Source organism: Spirosoma arboris (assembly GCF_009754945.1).
In the GTDB taxonomy this organism is placed as follows: domain Bacteria; phylum Bacteroidota; class Bacteroidia; order Cytophagales; family Spirosomataceae; genus Spirosoma; species Spirosoma arboris.
Map to the genome: position 1 here is coordinate 1 of NZ_WPIN01000025.1, position 24,082 is coordinate 24,082.

The window sequence follows — 24,082 nt, forward strand, 5'->3', positions numbered from 1 at the left end:
GTGGATATACCCAAAATGTGTCAGCTACCCCGTAGTCGTATCTTAGTTGTTAACTACCAGCCCATGGCCTCCTCTCTTCCAAACGGGTCAATCTACCTGCAGGCTGGCTCAGCTGCCGATCTGGTTCGACAACTTCATTTACTGAGCCAGTTGCCACCAACACTTTCCTTATCCACCTTTATGGTTCGTTTGGCGGCTCATCTCAAGACTGCTCAGCCCGGCGTGCCCTTACGAACCGATACGGAAGCGCATTTCATTACTGATTTAATGCGGGCTGGCTACATCAAGACGATGTAAAGGGATAGGTAAGCCATCAAAACCAGAATCTAGACTATAGGAACCGCCTGACGGGCTTTTTAAGCTAAGGCTAACGGCCAGTCCTTAACTGCTCAGCGTACAGCGCTTGTAATTTGTCCCGAGTGCGCTTGAGACGCATCTTGACGGTGCTCTCTTTCAGTTGGTAGCGGGCAGCAATCTCTTTGATCGATAGTCCTTCTTCAAGCTTGAGCCGTAAAAAGGCGACTTCCTGGGCTGGTAAGCGTTGCAGAAGATTGTCAAGCATTTGTAAACGAACTTCAACCGAGTCGGTCTGGTCAGCCACGTCACTAGCTACCTCATGGGTTAAAGGGGCTGTAGTGAGTCGTTTACCTAGTCTAATTTGGTCCAGACAGTGGTTATGCGATATGGAATAAAGCCACGTGGCAAAGGAGGAACGATGTTGAAACGAGTCGAAGTGTTCAAACACTTTAATAAAGATGTCCTGGGTGTAATCCTGAGCTGTATTCGTATCTTTAGTCATCCCCAGACATTTTTGAAAAACCTTCTCGACATACCGTTGGTACAAGCTATCAAACGTGTCGGATGGTGGGGCGGTCTGAGGCTGCTCTTTCAGTTGACTCGCAGTTCGAATCGTTTGTTTCATAGAAGTGAATGTAGCAAAGCTTAAACTGCAGAGCAAGCAACAAAGATAACCTGAATGATTCGAAGACGATATACTATTTAACTAGAAATAGCACAAATTGGGAATTATATAAACTTGTACGATTTAACAAAATCAATTTGTAACTCTAATTGATTGAACCGATTTAGCATTTCATCCTCATCGATCTATCAGGAATATATATTAACATAGTATTATATTGTCATTTTATTTTATTTTTTGCCTATAATTGGTCTAAAGGCTAATCAACAGACAATATGGAACACTCTGTACCAAATGAACATCTACCCTCAACAAATGGATTTGATTCTATATTGGCGGATTGGCTTGAAGCGATTGATCGACTCTATGCGTATTACCTCCAATTACACACTTGCCTGAGGGAAGCGACAACGCAACAAGGAGGATGCTCAGAAGCCAGTACCCATATCGGTCAGTGCCCGAAAAATCAATTGGTGCAGCTAATTAGTACGATGCAATCCGAGCTATTAAACTTGACGCAGGATATCGACCTGGTAGAGACTCGCCAACAGGCTATCCAGGAGCGGGTTTGTGCCAAGTTAGCCAGGCATACCCGGCGATTAAATCAGTTAAATTACCAAGCGTCTACCCGACTGGGTTTGATAAAGCGCTCTAGTTCATAACCCAACCGCGAGGACGATAAAGAAGTATAGGCCATGTAGGTAGCTACTAGGTTAACTCCCAATTCTTGCGTAAGGCTTGTACCATGTCCCGCAATTGCTCATACGTGAGCGGCTTGGTCAAGAAATGATTAGCTCCCAATGAGATACAACGCTGAATATCCTCGGGTTCCGATGAGGTTGTTAGCATAACAACCGGCAGTTGGGCATAAGTAGCTACGCTACGCAATTCCTGCAGCGTCTCAAACCCATCCTTGCGAGGCATATTGATGTCTAACAAAATCAGCAATGGCAATTCAGCGCATTTGGCCAGTATAGAAAGTAATTCTTCCCCATCCCGCAGACAAAGCACCTGAATCGAGGGCGATTCCTCCTGAAAAGCGGAGCGGATAAATAGCTGATCGTCTTCGTCGTCGTCAACGATCCAGACGGTCGGTGTTGCAAAGAATGGCATGGAAAGAAGCGTTAATCAGATATTGTGACAATGTTACCGATTGGCGAATTAAGAAACAAGGGCTTACTGATTGGTTGGTTTATGGGTTAACGCCATTATACTCTATTAAAACCAATCTAGATAAAAATCGTTACTAATTCATTCTTAATCGCCCTGGTTGGCCGATTAAACCGCAAAAACGAGCCCTATAATTTGCCAATTTATCTACTCCAAGCGGATGAATTACACTATTTTAGTAGTCGATGACGACGATGATGATTTTATCTTGTTGTCCAGTCTAATTAAGCAGTGTCAACAAGAGGTTACCCTATTCTACGCCCAAAATGGTCAGGAAGCCACGCAAAAACTGACCGATGGCTTACATCCTCACTTAATTCTGGTGGATGTGCAAATGCCCTTGATGGATGGCTATGAATTAGTCGTTTGGCTGATGAACTCCGAAGCCTGGCGCCATATACCCGTTGTGATCTGGACGGGAGGAATTTCGGAAAGTGAGATCACGCGCTACTATCGGGCCGGGGCTAATGCGTTAATGCTAAAGCAAGATGCTTTACAGGATGTAGAGGCTTTCTGTAAGCATTGGTTGAAACTGGTTCAACTTCCTCAACTAGTCTGGCAAGGTCATCAATAATCCAGATTCCAATTGTAGTTATCAATGTATTGGTCGAGGCCCTCTAAGACGAGGTTGCTGACACAGTTGGGTTATATCCGCCACCGAGGGCAGTTAACATCCTATACGTTAGCAACTTGTTAAAAAACTTATACTCTTAACGTTCGTTTTAGAGAGCAAATAATTTTGCTGTTTAGGTACGTGTAAAAGCAGTCATTTTTGATGCTCTTAAGCCTTGAAAAGACGTTATGACCATCCAAGCACGAAATACAGTGGTCAGCGACTCCAAATTCACACTTATTCCGGGTACTATACGCTACTTGCCAAAGTAGCTCCCATTATAGGTAGTTATATCTGTGTAACTGATTGATTAACAAATTTTTATAGGCTCTACGTGGCGTATATAACCTGAATGTGTCAGCTACCCTTAAAGCAATCCCGAGTTCACGTTAGTGTAAGTAATTATAAGACAATTAGCTCAATAAAAATGCATGCTGCTGGCGGTCTGTATAAGTCCGTTACTACTGTAGCTATGTTCTGTTCGGGAGAGTCATTCCAAACACAGACATCGTAAAGCAAACCAGAAGGCGGCCGTAAGTAGGTGACGAACCGATACCGAGCCGTTTATGATCCAGCCATCAACTGAGTCAATAATTGCGTCAGGGCAGCTAGATCGACCGGTTTGACCAGATGTGCGGTGAAGCCCGCTTCAGTCGTCCGCTGTACGTCTTCAACCTGTCCGTAGCCCGTCAGAGCAATCACCGGCATGGCCTTACCCCAAGGCTGCTGGCGCAGCAGGCGGCAAGTTTCGTAACCATCCAGATCGGGCATGCCCAGGTCGAGCAGGATCACGGCAGGTTGTAATTGCTGGGCCGCTTCCAGCCCCGCACGGCCACTGTTTCGGGTATGCACCGGGTAGCCTTTCAGCTTCAGTAGCATCGCCAGCGTTAGAGCCGCGTCGGCGTTATCATCAATGACTAATAGGGGCTTTTGGCCAGCCGGATGGGGCGTTGGTTCGTTCATTGTTATTTGTGGTTTATATTCGATCAACAGGGGCAGGTATACGCTAAACTCGCTGCCCTGACCCAATCCCGCCGAGCGAACCTCGATGTGGCCCCCGTGCAACTCCACCAGCCGCTTGACCAGCGTTAGGCCCAGACCCAGGCCACCCTGCGACCGAGCGACCGAGTTATCGACCTGCACAAACAGCTCGAAAATGGCCTCCAGTTGGTTAGCTTCCAGGCCGATACCGTTGTCGGCAACCCGCAGCCATGCTTCGTCCTGGATCGATTCCAGGGTAATGCGCACCCGACCGTCTTCGCCCGTGTAGCGGCTGCCGTTGGTGAGCAGGTTGTTTACCACCTGCGCTAACCGGGTGGCATCGCCATCTACAAAAAGAGGCGTCGTGGGCAGCTCCAAGTCCAGGGTTTGCCCACGCGCTTGGTACAGGGGTCGAGCGGCTTCAACGGCCCCGCTCACCAGAGTTCCCAGGTCGAGCCGTTCGCGTTTCAGTTCAATCTTGCCCTGGCTGATGCGGCTCACGTCCAGCAGATCATCCACTAACCGCACTAAGTGCGTCAACTGTCGGCTCATCAAATCCACCAGCGGGGCCAGGTCGGGATTGGTCCCGCTGGTCAGGCTCAGGATTTGCAGGCCGTTGCGGATGGGGGCCAGCGGATTACGTAGTTCGTGGGCCAGCATGGCCAGAAATTCATCTTTACGTCGGTCGGCTTCGCGCAGGGTCTGCTCCATGCGTCGGCGCTGGGTCAAATCGCGGGCCACTTTGACGTACCCCAGCAGCTCGCCGTCGGCCTCGTAGAGGGGCGACAGGACGCCCGACACGTACAGCCGGGACCCGTCTTTACGGACGTGGTAGCGCTCATCGGGAGCGCGGCTTTCCCGACGGGCCAGGGCCAGTTCGGCCTGTGGCTCACCCGCTGCCCGGTCTTCAGGCGTAAAGAGGATGGCGAACGACTGCCCGATGGCTTCCCCGGCCGCGTAGCCGAATAGCTGCTGAGCACCCGGATTCCAGCCCGTAATGCGGCTCTGTGAGTCGGTGGTGATGATGGCGTGGTCGGCGATGCTGTCGAGCACGATCTGAAGGCGTTGCTGCGAATCGCGAATGGCGCGCTCGGCCGCTTTTCGCTCGGTGATGTCGCGGCTGATCTTGGTGAAACCAATCAACTGCCCCGCCCCGTTGTGAATGGCCGTCATGATTTCGTTGACCCAGAAGCGCTCTCCGCCTTTGCGAATTCGGACGCTTTCGCGTTCGGCTCGGCCCTGTTGGGCAGCCTGACCCATTTCGGTGGTCAGTTCACCGGCGGCTAACCCCTCGGGGGTGTAAAATAGGGCAATGGACTGGCCAATCACCTCCTGGGCGGTGTAGCCTTTCACGCGCTGCGCCCCTTCGGTCCATTCGGTGATGATCCCCTGGGGATCGATGCGGAAAATGGCATAGTCGGGCAGGTTTTGGACCAGGGTTCGAAAGCGTTCCTGGTTGGCCCGTAAGGCTTCCTGAGCTTCTTTCCGGTCGGTAATGTCAAACATGACCCCGCTCACTCGGACAGGCTGGCTATCCTGCTCCGCAATCGCTCGTCCATACCCACTCATCCAGCGCACGACCCCATCTTCCCGAACGATGCGAAATTCGGCATCATAGAGGCTACGCTGGGCAATGGCCCCTTCCAGGTGAGCCTGTATGGATTGGACATCGTCGGGATGCACGTGGTCCATGAAGGCCTGGGCGGGTAGGGGATTGGGCTGCACAGCCATACCCAGCAGGTGAAAGTGCTGTTCATTCCAGTATACCTGATCGGTGAGTAGATCCCACTCCCAAGTGGCCATTTGGGCCGCTTCGAGGGCGAGTCGATTGCGCTGCTCTAGTTTCCGCAGCGCATCTTCAGCCTCTTTGTGAGTCGTTATGTTTTGGGTAACGCCAATCAATACCGGAGATGCTTCCGCACTGCGGCGGGTTAATTGGCCCTGGGCGCGCACCCAAATCAACTCGCCGGTTTGGGGATGGATGATGCGGTGCTCCACGTCCAGAGGGGCTTCACCGATTAACGCTTTGCCAACGGCGGCTAGAACGAAGGCCTTATCATCGGGGTAAATGTGGAGAAAATTTTCGTCTGAAATGGTTGACATCTCAAAGCCGAGTACCTCGTTGAAATTAGCCGAATAGCGGGTGGCACTGGTTGTGGGGTCCACTTCCCAGGTAAAGATAGCGGCCCCTTTTAGGGCTAACTGCAACCGGTCTTCACTGTCTCGTAAGGCCTCTTCGGCTCGTTTGCGGTCGGTGATGTCAATAGCGTATTCGATAATCGTGCCGTCGCCCATATCAGCCCCAACGAACATCAGCCACACCCGGCTGCCGTCTTTGCGGAAATACTCTTTCTCGTAGGGTCCGGCCAGTCCGGTGGTCAGCACGCGCTCAAACTCCTGGAAGCTGGCTTCCAGGTACTCCGCTGGCGTGAAGTCCTCCCAGCTAATCCACCCCCTGGTAAGCTCGTCGAGGCTGTAGCCGACGATGGCTAAAAAGGCGTCGTTGGCATGGAGCAGCCTACCTTCACGAGAGAAGGTGAGCACGCCCACACCCGGAACGTTTACCATCCGCTGCAAGCGGCCTTCGCTTGCCTGCACGATGTCTTGCGCCCGTTTGAGGGCGTCAATATCAGTAACGACCGATACCTGTCCGGTGATTTGTCCCTCGTCGTTGAAGAGAGGAACGGCCGTCACATACGTCCAGATGTCGGTGCCGTCATCCTGCGTGTAGCGCATATCAATGCCGGGCACGACCTGCTCACCCCGTAACGCCCGCGCTCCGGGAAAGTCGGTTTGCTTGATTAGACTCCCATCTGAATCATAGCCGCGCCAGCGCATCGACCGGTCCTTATCGCGCGAGGGCAGGAGGCCCGTCGGCAGATACCGTTGCATCTGGTGGTTAGCCAGCACCAGCGTTCCCTGGTTATCGGTAAAGCCTACACCGACCGGCAGGGCGGTGAACACCGCCGAAAGTCTAGTCTGGCTCTCCCGCCAGGCTTCTTCGGTACGGGCTCGTTCGAGCCGCGTCCAGATGCGGCTGGTCAATTCGCGCAGCAAGTCGATTTCATCCTCGCTCCAGTCGTGAGCCTCGCTCCGATAAACGACGAGCAGGAAGCGCCACTCGCCATCCTGCACCAGCGGTATGCTGACGAAGGAACCGATGTTCAAGGCAGCATACCGCTCCCCATCGGTTCGGGGATCTTTGTACACATCGCGAATGACAACGGCCTCTCCAGCTTGGCAAAGTCGCAGTACTTCGGGGGCTACGAACTCGTTCATGCGATAGGTGTTCAGCAGGCTGGGCATGTCGCTGCGATGCCAGCCGTGGTTGGTCACCCCAATTTGGGTCTGGTCCTGAAGTTCGGCGAAGGCGCAGGCCGATAAACCCAGATAGGCCGCGATTTTTTCGCCCAACGCGTTCATCGTCTGGTCGATGTCCGTCAGCCGGGCGAGGTCCTGGCCCACTTCGTCTAGGAAGGTCAGATTGGTAGCCTTTCGTTTACGCTGGGTGATATTGGTGTAAACGACGACGACTTGATGGCTGCCCTCACCGCCGACCCGAGAAGCGAAGATGTCAAAGTAGTTGTTACGCAGATCCTGGCTTTCATACTCGAAGCGGACCGGTTGACCGGTTTTTGTGATTCGTCCGTAGGTGTCCAGCCAGAAAGGCTCCATATTCGGCAGCACTTCGCTCGCCCGCTTGCCGATCGACTCCGCCGTCATGCCGGTCATACGAGTCAAAGCCGAATTGTGTTCGAGATAAACAAAATCGACCGCGCGACCTTGCTCGTCGAAAATCATCTCGATCGTGGAGACCCCCTCGTCAATCGACTCGAACAGTGTACGGTATTTTTCTTCCGATTGAGCTAAGGCTTCTTCGACTTGTTTGCGGTCGGTGATATTACTGGCCGTGCCAAACCATTCAGTGATTTCCCCCTGCTTATTCAGCAGCGGAATGGCCCGCGAAAAGGTCCAGCCAACCGTTCCGTCGGCCCGGATGACGCGATGCTCCAGCTCAAAGGGCTTCTTTGCCGCAATGGCCTCATCAATAACGGTCTGTACCAGCTGCTGATCTTGCGATGGAATGTACTGTTCCAGCCACGAAGAGTTGGTAGTGCCCGTATCCAACAGAAATGCTTTACCCACCAATTGATGCATCTGCCGCCAGTCGGCACTCATCCGATACACCGCATCGGAGGTGGCAGTCACGAAGGATTCCAAGACTTGTTGAAAGTCGTCAGCCGCCGGTTGATTGGGGGTTGGCTCATCGGGTTGGTGCTGTTTGCTCATGCTAAATCAGGAAGAGAGTCCATTGTAAACTACTAACCATAGTAAAGGTGTTTGATTGACCGCAGGTTTATGAGAAACCGATGGTTGCCGTTTTCATTCTTCTCAGGTTAATTCTTTCTAGCCTACCCAATTTAATACACTCTTGCTAAGTTGACAATCAAGCCACTAGCCGATTATACAAACGCAGCAAAAAATAACAATGATTATTTTTCCATTTTATCACTAATCCTTCCCTTTTTCTATTTATCTTCCGGCCTAAAAACTTTATCTAACATGACACCTAATTACTATCTAATTACGGACGGAATTCTGTACACATTGGGGGCGGTATTTACCTACGTGATCTTTGGTATGTCTCAGATATTCCGTATGCAGTACATCGAGTATATGGCCACGTCAGCAGCCCGACTCATTAACAAATTTTTCGAGTATTCAGCCTTATTAATGACTGGTATGACGCTACTTTTTATTAGTGATTATCACGGTCTTTTTTATTACCTGGGTGATTTAATTTTAGCCGCTTTTTTAATTCGCCGATTTATGAAGAGTGATCAACTGCAACGGAGTGAATATCTACGCCACTACAACACCAGCAAACACAAGCTGATCAATCGCATGATCATGAATCTGATCCATTACCCAACTCATCATGACAACTAGCCTAACGGGTATTTTCTCGCCTTCGCCCTGTGGGCATCGGCGGAAAAGTAAAAATCAAAGATTTTTAGCAAGAGGGAACGGGGCTACGCCACCGTTCACCCCTTGCCCCTTCGGGGTTTGCTCTGATTATCAAATACTTGTGTATAAACATTGAAAGTAGAAAGTTAACTTTTTATTAACTATACTTCATAAGTATTTGATTATCAATTTGTCAAGTATCACAAAATTGTTAACTATATGGAAAAAAGGAAGGTACATCATATTACGGCGAGTGAGGCCACGTTTACCGAATTTGAGCGTTTAGCCAACAGTTACGGACTAACGAATAAAGGTCTGTTAGAAGCAATGGTTAATTACTTCAAGGTCAGTAAAGCCGATCCCCGCGACCCGAAAGCCGACAATCCGACGGACGCTATAAAAGCGTTGGATAAACGGCTCGTTTCGTTTATTAAAGAGCAAGAGAAAAAGACGCTGCATCCGATGAAAGAAGCGCTGTTTGATTTAGCTTCTTCCGAAGGCGCGACGCGAAAACACGAGCTTAGAATTGTCAATAATAATGTCAAAAAAATTATTGCTCACCTTCGAATTGATGGCTAATTATGCAAACGAAATTTACCAGCCCTGTGAAAGGGAATAATAAAGGAAGTTGTCTAAAATTAGCGACCTATTTAGAAAAAGAAAATGACAAAAAAATTGAATTAGAGCGAAGCTATTTTTTCTCTGTTGATCGCGACCGCTGCAATAAGTGGGAAGTCGTTCAGCAGATTGATAACAACGGAAAAGGTCAGGGACTTGAACGCAAAGACGACCGGTTTTACTCGCTGGTAATTAGTCCCTCTCAGGCTGAATTAGCGCACATCGGCGATGACTCGCAACTGCTGAAAGACTACACGCGGCAAGTCATGGAGAACTACGCGGCCAATTTTGGAAAGGGGATTGAAAGTCAAAATTTAGTCTGGTACGCCAAGATCGAACATGAGCGCAAACACGGTTTTGACAGCCCCGAGGTAAAGGCCGGACTGGCCCAGGCCAACGAGTTGAAGATGGGCGATCAGCGCCACATTCATATCATCGTTTCTCGTTGTGCGGCTCGTGAGAACGGCCATGTATTACAAGCCGAACGTCAGTTGACTAACAATGACCGCACGATGAGTCTATCCCCGATGACCAACCAACGGGGCATAAATGGGGGAGCGGTGAAATCGGGCTTTGATCGAGATGCCTTCTTTCGGGCTAACGAACGCAGTTTTGACGAACAGTTTAGCTACAGTCGAGGCCTATCTGAAGGGTATGACTATTGCAATGCCCTGAAGAACGGCAGCCATCACCAGTACGAGCAGTCGCTGAGCCAGTCGAGAGGACTAGAATTAACCCAAGAACCTACATTACAACGGTCAGTTGACCGTTCCGCTGAACTGTCAGCGGGCTTTTAAACAACACCTAACTAAAGATGAATATGCAACAGCCATATGAGGGGCGAGAATTTTGGAAAGTGATTGGCAAACTGGTTGTGTTCACCCTGATTGCGGCCTTAGGCGGCTTTTTAATTCAGATGGTATTGGAGGCCATGTTTCACACCATCGGCATGGGTCGGTGGCCTACGGTGCAAAAGATTGAGAAATGGGCAGGCTGGGGATTCGGACTTTATTTCTTTGTTCAGCTAGCGGCTCCGGGCATGAAAAAGCCCAGTCTAAGTAAAGCCAGCGTGACGACCCGCACCGGCTTACGCGTGAAAACCGGGGTCTATAACTTGGCCACCCAGGAGAGCGACATTCGCACCATCAAAATTACCAAGCCTACGCACCATACGCTGATCGCCGGTTCGCCCGGCAGTGGTAAAAGTTTTAGTCTATTAGAGCCTATTCTGATGCAGGCCATGCAGCAAGGTAAAGCCGGTCTGGTCTATGATTACAAGTTTCCCTCCCTGGCTCCGTTGGTAGCGGCTACCGTGCCCGAAAGTACTAAGGACTATTACATCAATTTTGATGATTTGCGCTATTCCCACCGGGTCAACCCGATCCATCCTCAAGTGATGACCGAAATGGCCTACGCCAAACAGTTCGCCACCATCATCGTGAAAAACCTGGCGGGGAATGGGGGCGATAGCCACGCTTTTTTTACCAATTCGGCCATTGGCTACTTAAGTCTGATCTTGTGGTATCTGCGCACCGAGCAGCCTGGATTATGCACCTTGCCTCATGCCATTTTACTGGCTTTCCAAGAGACGGAGAAAGTTGTTGAGCTGTTGGAGCGGAGTCGGGACAGTGTAATACGGACAGCCGTGAAGCCCATTCGCACGGCACTGAAATCCAGCAACCAGCTCGCGGCCATTGAAGGCACCTTGCAACAAGGTTTACAAACGCTGATTTCGGCTAAGCTGTTTTGGGTGCTGTCGGGCAATGACTTTCAATTGGACTTGAATAATCCCAAGGATCCTAAAGTACTGGTGTTGGGCAATACGGCTAAGCTGGATGAAGTGTACGGACCGGTATTAGCGCTGCTGGCCACAGTCGCCTTGAAAGAGATGAATCAGTCGGGCAAGGCCGAGAGTATCTTTATGGTCGATGAGTTTCCGACGATCTATATTCCTCGCTTTGAGACCTACCCGGCCACGTGTCGCAGCAACGGCGTAGAGGTCATTATTGGTATCCAGGATTTCGCTCAGATGGAAGATCGCTACGGACGGACCATGAAAAACGCTATCTTGGGTACACTCTCCAACCAGTTCTTTGGGATGCAAGCTAATCTGGAATCCGCGAAGTACGTTTCGGAGCTATGGGGCAAAGAGGAAGTGCAAACCACCTCAACGAGTCAGGGCGAGTCCAGTAACGGACATCGGCAGAACAGCAACGTCGGTCAGTCGTTCAGTTTGACCCAGCGGCAACGCATCCAAGTGCAGGATGTATCGAACCTGAAACAAGGCGAATTTTATGGGAAGCTGTTTCAGAGCGATTACAGCACCTTCAAAGCGCAGATCCGGCCCGTTGATCGGCCAGCCTCCCCCCGGTGGAAACCGTTTCAGGAAGTAACGGAAGCCATGCTGGAAACTAATTTTAGCCGGATTGAGCGGGAAATTACGACGCTCATGCAAGGGTTGCCGCCTAAACCACTCGAACCCCTGCCCCCGGCACCAGTGCCTAAACCAACGCCAGCGCCACCCTCCACGCCTAAACCGAACCGACCAGAACCAGATTTAGCTGACGACTTTTAGGCGAGTCTACTGCCTTCGGCGACCCCTTAGCGGGGAGCAGACTCAATAGGCGGAGCGAATCAGGCCGGTCATCATGACCGGCCTGATTCGCTCCGCCTATTGAGCTATTCGCTTCGTAGTGACTTGACGGGATCTAATAAGGCCGCTTTGATACTTTGAAAACCAATCGTCAATAAGGCGACCCCAATGGCTAACAATCCCGCTAGCACGAAGACCCAACCACTGATCTCGATCCGGTAGGCAAAACCCTGTAACCACTGACTCATCGCGTACCAGGCTAGCGGAATCGCCAGGATAATAGCTACTACGACTAGTTTGAGAAAATCACCGGCCAATAACGCCACCACACTGGCAACGGAGGCTCCCAGTACTTTACGAACCCCGATTTCCTTGGTGCGTTGTTGGGCCGTGAAGGAAGCAAGACCCAGTAGGCCCAGACAGGCAATGAAAATGGTCAACAACGCAAATAAGTTGGTTAGCTGCCTAACGATCTGTTCGCTCTGGTAGAGTTTTTGATATTCTTCATCGACGAACTGATACGTAAATGGAAACTGGGGTTCTAGCTGCTTGTAAACACGCTCTAAGCTGGCCAGAGCCTGCCTCGTTTGACCAGGCTTGGTTTTGATCAATACATCGCCCCAATCTAAATGGCGATTGTACATTAGGACTAAAGGTTGGATCGGATCATGTAATGACGCTAAGTGAAAATCACGGACCACGCCAATGATCGTCCCTCGTCGTTGGAAAAGACCTAGGGGCTTGCCAATAGGATCTGTATACCCAGTCAATTTCAGGGCTGATTCATTAATGACGTAGGCTGTCGAATCGGTTGAAAAAGATGGCGAGAAGCCACGCCCCTGTACTAGTTTCAGCTTCAGCATTTGAAAAAAGTCGTCTCCAACGGTATTATGGACAACCACCGTTTTCGTATTGGGATTTTTTCCTGCCCAGTCCAGGTCATAAGCTAGCGTACTGATTTGTGAAGGAGGAGCAGACGTACAAGTCACCGCCTGTATACCCGGCATATTAACAAGCTGTTCCTTGAAGACAAGATATTTGGCCGCTAGATCGCCCACAAATGGAGTGTAGATTAAGTTCTCTCGTTCATAGCCCAAGTTCTTAGTTTGCAAATAATGCACTTGTTGGGAGACCACAATGGTACCGATGATCATTAACATCGATAGCACAAATTGGAAAACGACCAGCCCCCGACGAAACAACTGAGCCTGTGGACTAAAACGCAAGGCACTCTTTAATACGTTGATCGGATGCAATGAGGATAAAAACAAAGCGGGGTAGCTGCCGGATAGAGCGCCTGTCAGGAGGCCTAGTCCCAGGAGGCTTATCCAAAACAAAGGGTGGCTAAAGGGCAGGCTAATCTGCTTTCCCGTCAGGCTGTCGAAGCTAGGCAGTAGTAAAGCAACTAACAGAACCGCGACGAGAATGGCTAAAAAAGTTAAGAGTAACGCTTCCCCCATAAATTGAATACCTAGCCAGAAGCGCAGGGCTCCAATCGTTTTCCGGATGCCGACCTCCTTGGCTCGGCCGCCCGAGCGAGCGGTAGCCAGGTTCATAAAGTTGATGCAGGCAATCAACAATATAAACAGACCAACCAGGCTAAACAAGCGTACATAGTCGATACGTCCCCCGTCGGGTACGCCCTCTTTGAAGGTCGCGTGCAGATACATCTCATCGAAGCGTTGCATGCCCAACTCCACCTGAAATCCGTCGCCTTCCCGTCCATGCAGGTAAGCCTGTAAGAAGTTTTTTAGCTTAGCTTCTACTTTTATTGGATCGGCCTGGGTTTGCAGTTGAATATAGGTGTTAGGACTTCGATAAATCCATTCTTTCAACCAGCCCACTTCGTCCACGCGCGCCTGCCAGTTGGTCAAATAATCAAACTTCTCCGATGTATTGGCCGGTAGGTCTTCAAAAACCGCACTGACCATCACATCTTTTCGGTTATTATAGCGTAAAGTCTTGCCAAGCGCCCGGTGAGGACTGCCAAAGAAAATAATCGCCATTTTTCGGGATATCGCCATTTTCGTCGGATCCGTGAGAGCCGTTTGGGGATTGCCTTCTAAGAGGGGATAGCTGAACATCTTAAAAAAATCAACCCCGGCACTGGCCCCCTCCATACTGACGATCTTTTCGCCAACTTTAAACGTTTCCTTGACCCGCCATCCAAAGCTAGCGGCATAGTTGACTTCGGGCACGTTTCGTTTCAACTCATCGGCCAATAAGCCAGGCGTCCAATGACCCGCCTGCACTTTACCTTCCGAAAAAACCCGTTCATAGACACTATACAAGCGGTCTCGATTGACATGAAATGAATCGACGCTATATTCATCTTGGACCCATAACCCGATCAGTAGCGCGCAGCCCATGCCTAGAGCTAAGCCCAGAATATTGATGGAAGAAAATGCTTTATTGTGCGTAATGGTACGCCAAGCGATTTTAATATAGTTTCGTATCATGTCAGTCGGTTGTTCTTCTGTTGGAAGATACGGGGAGCGTTGCAAACAACAGACCAAGCTGCTTTCTACAGCCTCTACGGTCTACATAGCTCCTTTTTAGCAAATTAGCCAAGTTCTTATGTCCAGAAACGGACGACCTTGTGTCCATTTCTGAACAGTCACCATGTAGGTTTAGTAGTAGGGAATCAGTTTGTAAAGGGGCAGCTTTGCCCCTCGGCGAACGGCAAGTCGTTAGGGAGTCAAGGAATCCGACCACTAAATCAATCGGATGCCTTGACAGAAGACTCTATTCGCTTCGTAGTGACTTGACGGGATCTACTAAGGCCGCTTTGATACTCTGAAAACTGACGGTCAAAAGCGCAATCGTCACGGCCAGTAAACCCGCCAGGCCAAACATCCACCAGGCAATTTCGATCTTATAAGGAAAATCAGCTAGCCACTTGTTCATGACGTACCATCCAACCGGTGAAGCAATTACTAAGGCAATCAGCACCAATCGGACGAAATCCGTCGAGAATAAACCGACTATATGCCCCGTTGATGCACCCAGAACTTTGCGGATACCCACTTCTTTGGTTCGCGATTCGGCCATGAATGCGACTACGCCGTATAGTCCTAAACACCCAATGAAAATGGCAATGCCCGCCAGCAGCCGAAAAAACGAATATAGGCGCTCCTCGCTCTTGTAAAAATTAGCTAAGATCTGGTCCAAAAAATCGTATTTAAACATAAAGTCGGGGAAGGTCGCATTCCAGGTGGTTTCCACTTCACCGAGTAACCGATGGATGGCCTCGGTGCCGCCCTGTTGGGTGGATAGCTTGATACCCAGTACACTATAAGCATCGCGCCAGTTGGTCAGCACGCAGGGGCTGGTTTGCTGATGCAGGGAGAACGTACTGAAATCCTTCACAACGCCCACAATCTGCTTTTTCTTGAATCCGTTTAGAGTTAGGTACTTGCCTAAAATTTGACTCGGTTCGCGAAGACCGATTCTTTTCACAAACGACTCATTGACTACTAAGTCCCGCATCGTATCGGCGGGGAGATACAGGCGTCCGGCAATCAGTTTCAGACCGTAGGTATGCAGATAAGCGGTGTCGGCCACCCGCATCACCACGCTAAAATCCGCATCTTTATCGGCATTCTCGTAGCGAAAACCTTGGTTCCAATTGCCATCCGATGAGGGTACGGAAATGCCGTAACTCATCGACTTCACATTGGGTAGACCAACCAGTTTAGCCTTCAGCGATTCTAATTGCCCCGATTTCCGTTCGGGTATTTGTACCGTCAGTAGAGCGTCTTTGCTGTAGCCCAAATCCGCCGAGCGTAAGTATTGTATCTGGCTATAGGCGATAAGGGTACCGATAATAAGCAGCTGAGAAATGGCAAACTGAAACACGATCAGGATCCGGCGAAGGGTCAACGGATTACGGCCAGTTAGACGCATTTTACCACGCAGGGCCAAAACAGGCTGATAACCCGCCAGCACGAATGCCGGATAGAAACCCGCCAACACCGTGGTCAGCAACGCCAGCACCAGCACGAAGCCAACCACAACAGGGTCCAGGATAGACAGGGCGGTCGCTTTAAGGTCGAGCAACTCCGCTACGTAAGGCATCGATACTGTCGTAACCCCAAACGCCAGCCCAACGGCCAGGCCGGTGAGTAAACCCGTCTCACTCAAAAACTGCCGCATTAGTTGCGTTCGAGTACTACCGAGTACTTTCCGAACCCCCACTTCCTTAGCCCGGCGAATGACCTGGGCCGTGGCCAGATTGATGAAGTTGACGCAGGCCGTAATCAGAATAAACACGCCGATCAGAGCCATCCCCCAAATTGTCTGTTTACTCACCGTTCGACCGGCTGCATTCTGGGTACGGGTATCGAAATGAATAGTGGTTAGGGGTTGTAATTCGTACCGAAGCTCGTTGGCCAGCTCCGGTTTCATGTATTTGTGGGTGAATGGCACAAATTGTTGTTCGATTTGCGCGGGTGTCACCTTATCGGGCAACGTTATGTAGATTTGAGCACCACTGTAAGTAGAGGCCCACTCATTCCAATCGCTATTCGCTCCGAATTGCTTAAGTGAGGCAAACGATAGGAGTACTTCAAAAGGTACGCTACTGGTAGCGGGCGGGTTCTGTACCACACCGGTTACGGTGAAATCCATTTTGTTTTCCACTCGGATGGTCTTCCCCAGTGGATCGGCATCCCCAAAATATTTATGCGCCATTCGTTCCGATAGGACGACGGTATTGGGATTCTGTACGGCCGTTTGGGGGTTTCCTTCCTCCCATTGATAGTCGAACATCTGAAAGTATTCCGGTTCTACAAAAGCAACCGTACTGCTTTCTTCCTGAAACTTACTCGCGTTCTTATCCTTTACTTTGATTAGAGCTCCATACGTTTGATACGCCATTGTTAGCTGATGCTTTAGCTCAGGAAAATCAGTACGCAGGGCAGCCAGCGCAGGTAAAGGAATACCAATATTACGACTATCTCCTCCTGATTTTTTGCTGTAGGTGATGAGTCGGTATGTGTGGTCAGCCTTGGCGTTATGGCGGTCATAACTGAGTTCATACCGGATGGCCAGAAATACGATCAGGCAACAGGCTAGTCCAAACGTGAGGCCGACCATATTGATGAGCGTGTAGTTCCAATTGCGCCGAAGGGCACGGAGGGCGGTAACAAAATAATTTTTTAACATTGTCTTAGTGCCTTGCCTTCCTGTTGAGTTGGCGGTTGAAGAAAAAGGGGTTAGCTAACAAGGTATCTACCTCCACTTTTGGCCTTCGGGGATTCTCACCGTCTGCCCTCCTATACTAACCTATGCGAACCAATGGCTCAACTATCATACCATCCCCTTAGACAGGCCTACTACGGTGATAAAGTCGATACTCCGACCGACAACTGTACGATTTCGGACATCTTTACCTGTAAAATGTCCGCTTACGTATAGAATAAGGGTAGCCAAGCGAATGTAGAAGGCAAGCAAGCGCACCGCTGTGAGCCCGTACGAAACCCACTTATAAAAAATAGGTATATCGTCTGCTCGCTTAGGCGTTGTGAATTGACTGTTCCTAAATTAGAAAAGTACTATGCCCGGCGGCTTCTGAGAAGTTGGTTATATACTGTACTTTTCCGTTTTTGTTGTATAAAAATCTGATGTAATGAAAATAATACCAGACGGGTGGCTTCACCACTTTTAGGCCTTCGATGAGAAAAATACAACATTACCTCAACTGGCTACTTTAGATAATTCGTAACCGGTACTACTGTAAACTCAGGGCTAGCTTCTAGTAAGTGCTTAAGAATATACATATGCGTGTTTCCATAAATGACTAATATCCGATCCATAGAACTAGTCACCAGGCGTTGGATATTCGAATAGATGCGCAGATTGCGATTGTAATAACGGGATATGAAGCCATCCGCCCCAATAGGTTCGCGGTTGGTGCCTCGTTTGGTTGTCACCAGCCACCGACCAATGCTTCTGGCTTGCGTTTTAGCTGAATTTAAGAAGGTGAGGTAGTCCTGTAGAGTGGAATAATATTTTAGCGAATCTTGTAGCGATGAATAGCGGGTATAGTGGTTGTCCCAGTAGTCGAAGGAGGGATCAGATTGCTGTTGGTACTTAGTGAACATGATCAGCGAATCGGCTGGACTGAATTTAAGTCGAAATGCTTGGGCATCAATGGGGAAGAGTTCGGTATGACCTAAGCGTTTGGCCAGTTTAAAGCCCACTTGGAGTAGCTCCCCATCCGCTTCTACTCGTTGGTTACCACTGAATTCGCCTTTGCAATAAGCTGTGTAGAGGGAATCAATATAGTTCTTGCTGCTGGGGGAAGCTTCAATCGCTATTTTGGTGGGTTTGAATCGGGCTAGCTGATTGAGCAGTTGATCAATTTGTTGCTGTCGAGTTGGCGTCAACATATCGACGCGCAGCGTAGTTGGTGTCGTGTTGGCATCTACTTTTTCGCCTGCAAAATGAAAGGTTCCTAATAATAAGACTTGAGGCTTCTGAGTATTCTTATCGAATAAGGCATCGATCTGCTGACGAAGTTGGGCGGTTTGGGCGTGGAGGCAAAGCGAATAAAACGTTAGAATAACGAAGTAGACAAATTTCATGATGGTTGTATGGTAAATTCATACCAATGACACCAATCCTTTCTTACCGTTGCTTGTAGGCATGCTACATGAATCTTCAACAGGTCAAGCGAGCCATTTCCTAGAGAAACACTATAGTTTGTCACACTATAAACCACCTTTATCTACGGACAGATTAAGAGCTAGTTGACCCAGTTGGAAAGGGAATAAAGATAAGTCTGGTTAACTTGCTAGCTACTTTGTCGAATGCCCAATGAACGATTACATCGCCTTTCTGGATGATGGGGAAACAACGGCCTTGACTTTACCAAGCAAGGCCGCTCCGGCGTACCGGTTTCCACCCACTTTATTGTCACCGCTATCACGCTACGCAAAGAACAGCTCGCTGAAGCAGAAGCTCAGCTAGAAGTCGTTCGAGCACGCTTTTTTCAAACCGGGCCCATGAAGTCCGCTACAGTGGGCAATGATGACAAACGCCGGATCCTGATCCTTAAACAATTGCTCACTGTCCCCTTTCAGATTTTCGCCTTAGTCGTCGATAAACGGGAACTGCGTGGGGAGGGCTTTTATTACAAAGGGTCCTTCTACAAGTTTCTGCATGGTCTGGCTGACCGAGAACTCTACCGCAGCTTTCCTAATCTGGAATTAGTGGCGGACCGACACGGCGACGAGAGCTTTATGCAGGGATTCACCCAGTATATCTATAATCGACACGTGCCTACTCTATTTAACCAGGCTAGTTTTCGCTTTGTCAACAGCCAAGCCAGTCTTCTCGTCCAAGCGGCTGATTTCGTAGCGGGCACCCTGGGCCGGTGTTATGATGAAACGGTTCTATCCCCCGAACGAGCCAGCTTCGTACAATTGCTGAAACCTAAGCTACTGACCCTAAAATACTGGCCAGACGTATTTGCCCCAGTGGTGGCACAGAGCCTGCCCGATCAAGCCAATTACAATGCGGGTTTAGCGGAACTGTGTGTGGGCCTAGGCCAAGACTTTTTGCATCGCAAATTGACCAGTCGTTCTCCTCAGGAAATTGATCAGGTTACTTGCTTAAACTATTTGTTGTTTCATTTCCGCCACGTTGATCCCACTCGTTACATTTCAAGCCGGGAATTAATGGCGCATATTGAGGAACGGCGGGGCAGTTCACCCACCCTGCACTACTTTCAAACGCGGGTGATTGCCCCGCTCCGGGATGCGGGTGTCATCATTGCCAGCAACACCAAAGGCTACAAAATCCCCTCCTGTGAGGGAGACCTTTACGATTTTGTGAATCATAGTAATACCATCATTCAACCGCTGTTATCTCGGATCAGCAAATGGCGGGATCGAATCCGATTAGCCACTGGAGGATCAATTGACCTGTTAGAGCGGGAGGAGTATGCGAATCTAAAACAATTACTAGCCGATTAATTGCTGACTTGATTTGGATATAATAGATAGGGGTTACAAATCAGGAACGACCCTTCCAGCTCTGTAGCCCTGTTCGCGAAGTTATTATAAGTCAAATTGATTGAAAAAATTATCTTTGTATACCTTGATAATCAAGGTTGTTGAAATGAAAATGGGAATAAATAGGCTACTCTACGAATAGCCTATTTATAAACGTAGGATGCTGGGCATACGTTTATAAAAGTCATTTTGACCACCCGCTCTGACAGTATTGTTGCAGCCTATAGTTACGTTACAAGGTTAATATGTAGCTGATTATAGAGCGAGGAGTACTTGATAAGTAACAGATATGGGCATCTGTGGAATCCTATTGATCACGGTCTTGATAGCTATTCTAGCTGTTCTGGCTCTGTGGTTAGAAAATAGACAGACTAAGCAGAAGCAAAAAGCAAAGAAGGGAAAGAAACAAAAAGGGAAGCCCACGAATCCCAATGCTAGAGATTAGGGAACATAGTGCCACTTCTACAGCCGGTCAAAACGCTAACTTCTTTATTGATGAATCCAGCCTTGAATCAAGCCATTTGCTACATTGAGTTTCCGGCTCATGACTTGGTAGCGACCAAAGACTTCTATCAACAAGCGTTCGGGTGGTCATTTGAAGACTACGGACCCGACTATACCAGCTTCGTCGATGGCCGCATTGCGGGTGGCTTCTTTAAAGCTGATGGCCTAATCGTTTCGCACCCCTTAGTGGTGATTTGGGCTGATGATTTAGAAGAGAGCTTACGCGTGGTGGAGCAAGCCGGGGGGATAATTACCAAACCTATTTTTTCGTATCCCAGTGGCCGACGGTTTCATTTTACGGATCCCACCGGGAATGAATTAGCCGTCTGCTCAGCATGAGTTTTTTGAAAAGGAAAGTTGATAGGACTAGTAATTATACGTTTAGTTACATAACCTAAGTTTAGGTGAAAACTAGGTACATTTCATTCAACCGCGCATTTGATTGAAACGTAAAAGATAGAGTAAAGACAACCAAAATCGCCTTTGTTCTTAAGGAATGCAGTTGAAATAAGGAATCACTTCTACTGATCAACAATGGGTGCATTTGCCGTTTCATACAAAATCCGTCACTTGCCTCTAAAGAGTCAGCGTAACACGAATGGAGCGTTTATATGAGAATCAATACTTCGGGGTTATGACCTGTATCTGCCAAGTCGAGTCGTTTGACACTTTTTGGCTATTGTTGAATATATTGAGTTGGTATTTTATCCTTGTGCTCACTCATGCCCCGACTTTTCCTGCCTTATCTGTTAACCACTTTAGTAGGCTGGTTGTGTGTATCCTACTCCTGGGCACAAGCGGTTTTTCGAGTCGATAGCCTACCGGCCAATGGCATCCTTCTCAACAAAGCCTGGAAATGGCATTTAGGCGACAATCCCGCCTGGGCAAAGCCGGAGTTTGATGATTCCCGCTGGGACACGCTCAACCCAGCGCAACTTATCAGTACGCTTGACAAACTGCCCCAACAGGGCATTGGCTGATTACGGATTCGCTTGCACGTGGCTCCTTCCTTGCGAGGAAAGAGCATTGGAATAAATGGTCGTCAGGCTGGCGCAAGCGAGTTGTTTTTGAATGGGCAGTTAACGTTTCTAGCTGGAAAAATCGACTCATTAAAACCCTCAGCACGGAGAGCGAACATTCCCTCTGCGTTATCGGCTGTATTAATTCACCTAAATAATGATTCGGTGCAGCTCGTGGCTGTACGGTACGCTTTTTCAAGAAAACAATGGATAAAGGTCCCTCGGTCATTTTTTCGCCTGAGGGTGTTCCCTGCTGGGGAGACGGAAACAAAAATTGTCTTCTCGAAGGTAGAGCATCTGATTGAGAGTATGCTCTTTGGGGCCTTCCTGATTCTCGGTATTCTACAGCTATTACTCTATTCCACGTCGGCGGGCGGGCGAACCAATCTGTATTTTGGTATCTTCCTTTTGGCTCAATCCTTCCAGGCGTATGCCATCCTATCGCTACTAAGAGATCCAGATTTATTTCCGCTATCATCTGGTGGCAAGTGGTTTGATGATATGTCTAATATTGTGATTGGTATCTCGACCGCCATTGCCGGAGTGTTTTATCTGCTCGGCATTTATGCGTATTTCAAATTGCCCAAAAGAACACCTTTTTACATAGCCCTGATCCTGATTTTAGCTTCACTACCCACCACTATTTTTGCGCCTTATCAGAGATTCGGTCGAATAGTTTTTTTATGGATTGAATACCTCCTACCTTATATTTTACCTTTTTTTGAGATTTTACGAGTTGACCTGCTAGCTATCAGGCAAGGTAAGCCAGGTGCCCGCCTGTTTACTACCGCACATAGCATCTTACTGATAAGCTGGATATTGCTGGCATTCAGCGAATATTCTGCCGTTTCTCCGTTTTTAATCGCCAATGGCAACTATCTATTCGTATTAAGTTTTTTGGGGCTTGCCGTTACCATTACCCTACTGTTAGCAGAAGACAGGCTGGCTACCAATAAACTCCTGCGTCGACAGCTTGTTGACTTAGAAGCCCTCTCCCAGAAAACCCTCGCTCAGGAGCAGGAAAAACAACTACTACTAGCCACTCAAAACGAGCGGCTCGAACAGCAAGTCGAGCAACGCACAGCCGAGCTAAAAGCCTCCCAGGCTCAACTCATTCAGAAAGAAAAGTTGGCCAGTCTGGGCGAACTGACGGCGGGTATCGCTCATGAAATTCAGAACCCACTCAACTTCGTCAACAACTTCTCGGAAGTGAGCAGTGAGCTCGTTGATGAATTGACGCAGGAGGCTCAGGCAGGTCATACTGAAGATGTACTGGCCATTGCCGGTGATTTACGTCAAAACCTGCACAAGATTCACCACCACGGCGGACGAGCCTCCGCCATCGTCAAAGGCATGTTGGAACACAGCCGTACCGATTCGGGCGAAAAAAGACCTACCGGCCTGAATGCGTTAGCCGATGAATATCTGAAGATTGCCTATCAAGGGCTTAGGGCCAAAGACAAATCGTTCGAATGCGCTCTGCTGACGGAGTATGAGGCTGACTTGGGAGAAGTCAATGTAGTCCCCCAGGAAATCGGGCGTGTCCTATTGAATCTGTATAACAACGCCTTCTACGCCGTCAGAGAACGTCAGAAGCAAAGAGATTCATCTTACCGGCCGACAGTAACGGTGCTAACGGCGAAGACCAAAGAAGGCATTCAAATCCGGGTAGCGGACAACGGCAGGGGGATACCAGAGACCCTACAAAGCAAAGTCTTCCAACCTTTTTTCACCACCAAGCCCACGGGCGAAGGAACGGGCTTGGGCCTATCTTTAAGTTATGATATAGTCACCAAGGGGCATGGCGGAACGCTTCGAGTGGAGAGCCAAGCGGGTGAAGGGAGCACGTTTGTTATTGAATTACCGCAATAGCAAAAAATCGATTTCGATGCGTAACCTCGTCTTCTGAAACGCCCAAATTATTGATACCCAATCGTCTCAATTGGGAGCGTTTCGGGAGACAGACAAGAAACTATTAGCTAGCCAAGCAATACAACACGATTGATTTTAGTTTCAGCGAAGGAAGCCAAGCCTCTTCAGGCTCATCGCTGGTTAGGAAGAAGCTGGGTCTTTTTCCCGGTCTTATCAGTCATTTCCAACGTCGGATTAGCTCCCTTTAACGGAATGAACAGCGAAACCGTTTCAGTTTCTTTTTCTCCTTGAAGGTAAAGGCCTGACCCTCTTTTGGGCAAATAATACAGATGGGCTCGCTCCCGACCTGTTTCGTCATCAATACCCACGACGAATGAGCTATCCGCTAGGGAAGCTATACCTCCTCGTTCAGTTCCAGTTGGGTCTTTGAATTGAATGCCAGCCGTGACAATATTACGACGATGTGCCACTTTACCGCTCACAATTGGATCAGGAATGGGAGCCGCGATCACAATCCGTTCGCGATTTTGTGGGTCCACAATGACAAGTTTATGCAGGCGTAACGAATCACCCATAGCCGTTAGTGAGGTGGCTTTGGGTAAGGTCCAAGATGCAATCAAGAAAGGTAATGTGATTAACCAAGTAGCTGACAAAACGTTGAGCCGCTGCCCTAACCGTTTATTGTTTTGTTCTAGAGTAGCAAGCCGAAGGGAAATATCTTGTTCTTTCATGAGGGACTATAACCTGTTATATGATAGCCAAAACACGAAACCTCAGGCTAAATACTGTTTCAATGGATGCCCT

At 49.0% G+C, this 24,082-nt stretch carries 17 protein-coding genes and 1 pseudogene; 11 read left to right on the forward strand and 7 right to left on the reverse strand.

Annotated features, from left to right (window positions below):
* Positions 1-297: hypothetical protein (locus tag GO755_RS36720; RefSeq protein WP_227687237.1), on the forward strand; the 297-nt coding region annotated here is incomplete at its 5' end.
* A 70-nt stretch (positions 298-367) separates the two neighbouring features.
* Here GO755_RS36720 and GO755_RS36725 read toward each other — a convergent pair.
* Positions 368-922 (reverse strand): RNA polymerase sigma factor, encoded by a 555-nt coding sequence (locus tag GO755_RS36725; RefSeq protein ID WP_157590424.1) that lies wholly within the window; start codon positions 920-922, stop codon positions 368-370.
* Between the two features lie 275 nt (positions 923-1,197).
* Between GO755_RS36725 and GO755_RS36730 the strand changes: the two genes are divergently transcribed.
* A complete protein-coding gene (locus GO755_RS36730) occupies positions 1,198-1,584 on the forward strand; it encodes a hypothetical protein (protein ID WP_157590425.1) in 387 nt (128 codons plus the stop codon).
* Positions 1,585-1,630: 46 nt separating this feature from the next.
* Here the strand turns inward: GO755_RS36730 and GO755_RS36735 are convergent, their stop codons facing one another.
* Positions 1,631-2,035, reverse strand: a complete 405-nt coding sequence (locus GO755_RS36735) for a response regulator (protein ID WP_157590426.1) — start codon at positions 2,033-2,035, stop codon at positions 1,631-1,633.
* 217 nt (positions 2,036-2,252) lie between these two features.
* Here GO755_RS36735 and GO755_RS36740 point away from each other — a divergent pair, with 217 nt between their 5' ends.
* Positions 2,253-2,666 carry a response regulator gene (locus GO755_RS36740; RefSeq protein ID WP_157590427.1) on the forward strand — a complete coding sequence of 138 codons (414 nt, stop codon included), beginning with the start codon at positions 2,253-2,255 and terminating at the stop codon, positions 2,664-2,666.
* A gap of 603 nt (positions 2,667-3,269) precedes the next feature.
* Here GO755_RS36740 and GO755_RS36745 read toward each other — a convergent pair.
* The gene (locus GO755_RS36745) at positions 3,270-7,976 is read right to left on the reverse strand and encodes a PAS domain S-box protein (RefSeq protein ID WP_157590428.1); all 4,707 of its coding nucleotides are present in this window, start codon (positions 7,974-7,976) and stop codon (positions 3,270-3,272) included.
* A 273-nt stretch (positions 7,977-8,249) separates the two neighbouring features.
* On the opposite strand from GO755_RS36745, the gene GO755_RS36750 reads away from it, so the two are divergent.
* The 4 genes from GO755_RS36750 (at position 8,250) to GO755_RS36765 (ending at position 11,847) form a co-directional block, all read left to right on the forward strand.
* On the forward strand, positions 8,250-8,636 hold the full coding sequence (locus GO755_RS36750) for a hypothetical protein (RefSeq protein ID WP_157590429.1): 387 nt from the start codon (positions 8,250-8,252) through the stop codon (positions 8,634-8,636).
* 237 nt (positions 8,637-8,873) lie between these two features.
* Positions 8,874-9,233, forward strand: coding sequence for a BfmA/BtgA family mobilization protein (locus tag GO755_RS36755; protein ID WP_157590430.1), 360 nt, complete (start codon positions 8,874-8,876; stop codon positions 9,231-9,233).
* Positions 9,234-9,235: 2 nt separating this feature from the next.
* Entirely contained in the window at positions 9,236-10,069 is an 834-nt protein-coding gene (locus tag GO755_RS36760) for a DUF5712 family protein (RefSeq protein WP_157590431.1), read from the forward strand.
* A gap of 23 nt (positions 10,070-10,092) precedes the next feature.
* Positions 10,093-11,847, forward strand: a complete 1,755-nt coding sequence (locus GO755_RS36765; protein ID WP_198175040.1) for a type IV secretory system conjugative DNA transfer family protein — start codon at positions 10,093-10,095, stop codon at positions 11,845-11,847.
* Positions 11,848-11,951: 104 nt separating this feature from the next.
* On the opposite strand, the gene GO755_RS36770 is transcribed toward GO755_RS36765, so the two are convergent.
* The 3 genes from GO755_RS36770 to GO755_RS36780 form a co-directional block, all read right to left on the reverse strand.
* Entirely contained in the window at positions 11,952-14,324 is a 2,373-nt protein-coding gene (locus GO755_RS36770; RefSeq protein WP_157590433.1) for an ABC transporter permease, read from the reverse strand.
* A 286-nt stretch (positions 14,325-14,610) separates the two neighbouring features.
* The gene (locus GO755_RS36775; RefSeq protein WP_157590434.1) at positions 14,611-17,031 is read right to left on the reverse strand and encodes an ABC transporter permease; all 2,421 of its coding nucleotides are present in this window, start codon (positions 17,029-17,031) and stop codon (positions 14,611-14,613) included.
* Between the two features lie 539 nt (positions 17,032-17,570).
* Complete coding sequence (locus tag GO755_RS36780) at positions 17,571-18,452, reverse strand: DUF5694 domain-containing protein (protein WP_157590435.1); 882 nt, start codon at positions 18,450-18,452, stop codon at positions 17,571-17,573.
* Positions 18,453-18,773: 321 nt separating this feature from the next.
* On the opposite strand from GO755_RS36780, the pseudogene GO755_RS36785 reads away from it, so the two are divergent.
* The 4 genes and pseudogenes from GO755_RS36785 to GO755_RS36800 all read left to right on the forward strand — a co-directional run.
* Positions 18,774-19,844: pseudogene (locus GO755_RS36785) on the forward strand (DUF3800 domain-containing protein); the annotation flags it as partial.
* A 534-nt stretch (positions 19,845-20,378) separates the two neighbouring features.
* Positions 20,379-20,726, forward strand: a complete 348-nt coding sequence (locus GO755_RS36790) for a VOC family protein (RefSeq protein ID WP_157590437.1) — start codon at positions 20,379-20,381, stop codon at positions 20,724-20,726.
* A gap of 383 nt (positions 20,727-21,109) precedes the next feature.
* Positions 21,110-21,367, forward strand: a complete 258-nt coding sequence (locus tag GO755_RS36795; RefSeq protein WP_157590438.1) for a hypothetical protein — start codon at positions 21,110-21,112, stop codon at positions 21,365-21,367.
* Positions 21,368-21,385: 18 nt separating this feature from the next.
* Positions 21,386-23,278, forward strand: coding sequence for an ATP-binding protein (locus GO755_RS36800; protein ID WP_157590439.1), 1,893 nt, complete (start codon positions 21,386-21,388; stop codon positions 23,276-23,278).
* A gap of 170 nt (positions 23,279-23,448) precedes the next feature.
* Here the strand turns inward: GO755_RS36800 and GO755_RS36805 are convergent, their stop codons facing one another.
* Entirely contained in the window at positions 23,449-23,898 is a 450-nt protein-coding gene (locus tag GO755_RS36805) for a hypothetical protein (protein ID WP_157590440.1), read from the reverse strand.
* Positions 23,899-24,082: the final 184 nt, after the last annotated feature.

Coding starts and splice junctions, on each gene's coding strand:
- GO755_RS36725 (WP_157590424.1), bottom strand. CDS start 922: ATGAAACAAACGATTCGAACTGCGAGTCAACTGAAAGAGCAGCCTCAG.
- GO755_RS36730 (WP_157590425.1), top strand. CDS start 1,198: ATGGAACACTCTGTACCAAATGAACATCTACCCTCAACAAATGGATTT.
- GO755_RS36735 (WP_157590426.1), bottom strand. CDS start 2,035: ATGCCATTCTTTGCAACACCGACCGTCTGGATCGTTGACGACGACGAA.
- GO755_RS36740 (WP_157590427.1), top strand. CDS start 2,253: ATGAATTACACTATTTTAGTAGTCGATGACGACGATGATGATTTTATC.
- GO755_RS36745 (WP_157590428.1), bottom strand. CDS start 7,976: ATGAGCAAACAGCACCAACCCGATGAGCCAACCCCCAATCAACCGGCG.
- GO755_RS36750 (WP_157590429.1), top strand. CDS start 8,250: ATGACACCTAATTACTATCTAATTACGGACGGAATTCTGTACACATTG.
- GO755_RS36755 (WP_157590430.1), top strand. CDS start 8,874: ATGGAAAAAAGGAAGGTACATCATATTACGGCGAGTGAGGCCACGTTT.
- GO755_RS36760 (WP_157590431.1), top strand. CDS start 9,236: ATGCAAACGAAATTTACCAGCCCTGTGAAAGGGAATAATAAAGGAAGT.
- GO755_RS36765 (WP_198175040.1), top strand. CDS start 10,093: ATGCAACAGCCATATGAGGGGCGAGAATTTTGGAAAGTGATTGGCAAA.
- GO755_RS36770 (WP_157590433.1), bottom strand. CDS start 14,324: ATGATACGAAACTATATTAAAATCGCTTGGCGTACCATTACGCACAAT.
- GO755_RS36775 (WP_157590434.1), bottom strand. CDS start 17,031: ATGTTAAAAAATTATTTTGTTACCGCCCTCCGTGCCCTTCGGCGCAAT.
- GO755_RS36780 (WP_157590435.1), bottom strand. CDS start 18,452: ATGAAATTTGTCTACTTCGTTATTCTAACGTTTTATTCGCTTTGCCTC.
- GO755_RS36790 (WP_157590437.1), top strand. CDS start 20,379: ATGAATCCAGCCTTGAATCAAGCCATTTGCTACATTGAGTTTCCGGCT.
- GO755_RS36795 (WP_157590438.1), top strand. CDS start 21,110: ATGCCCCGACTTTTCCTGCCTTATCTGTTAACCACTTTAGTAGGCTGG.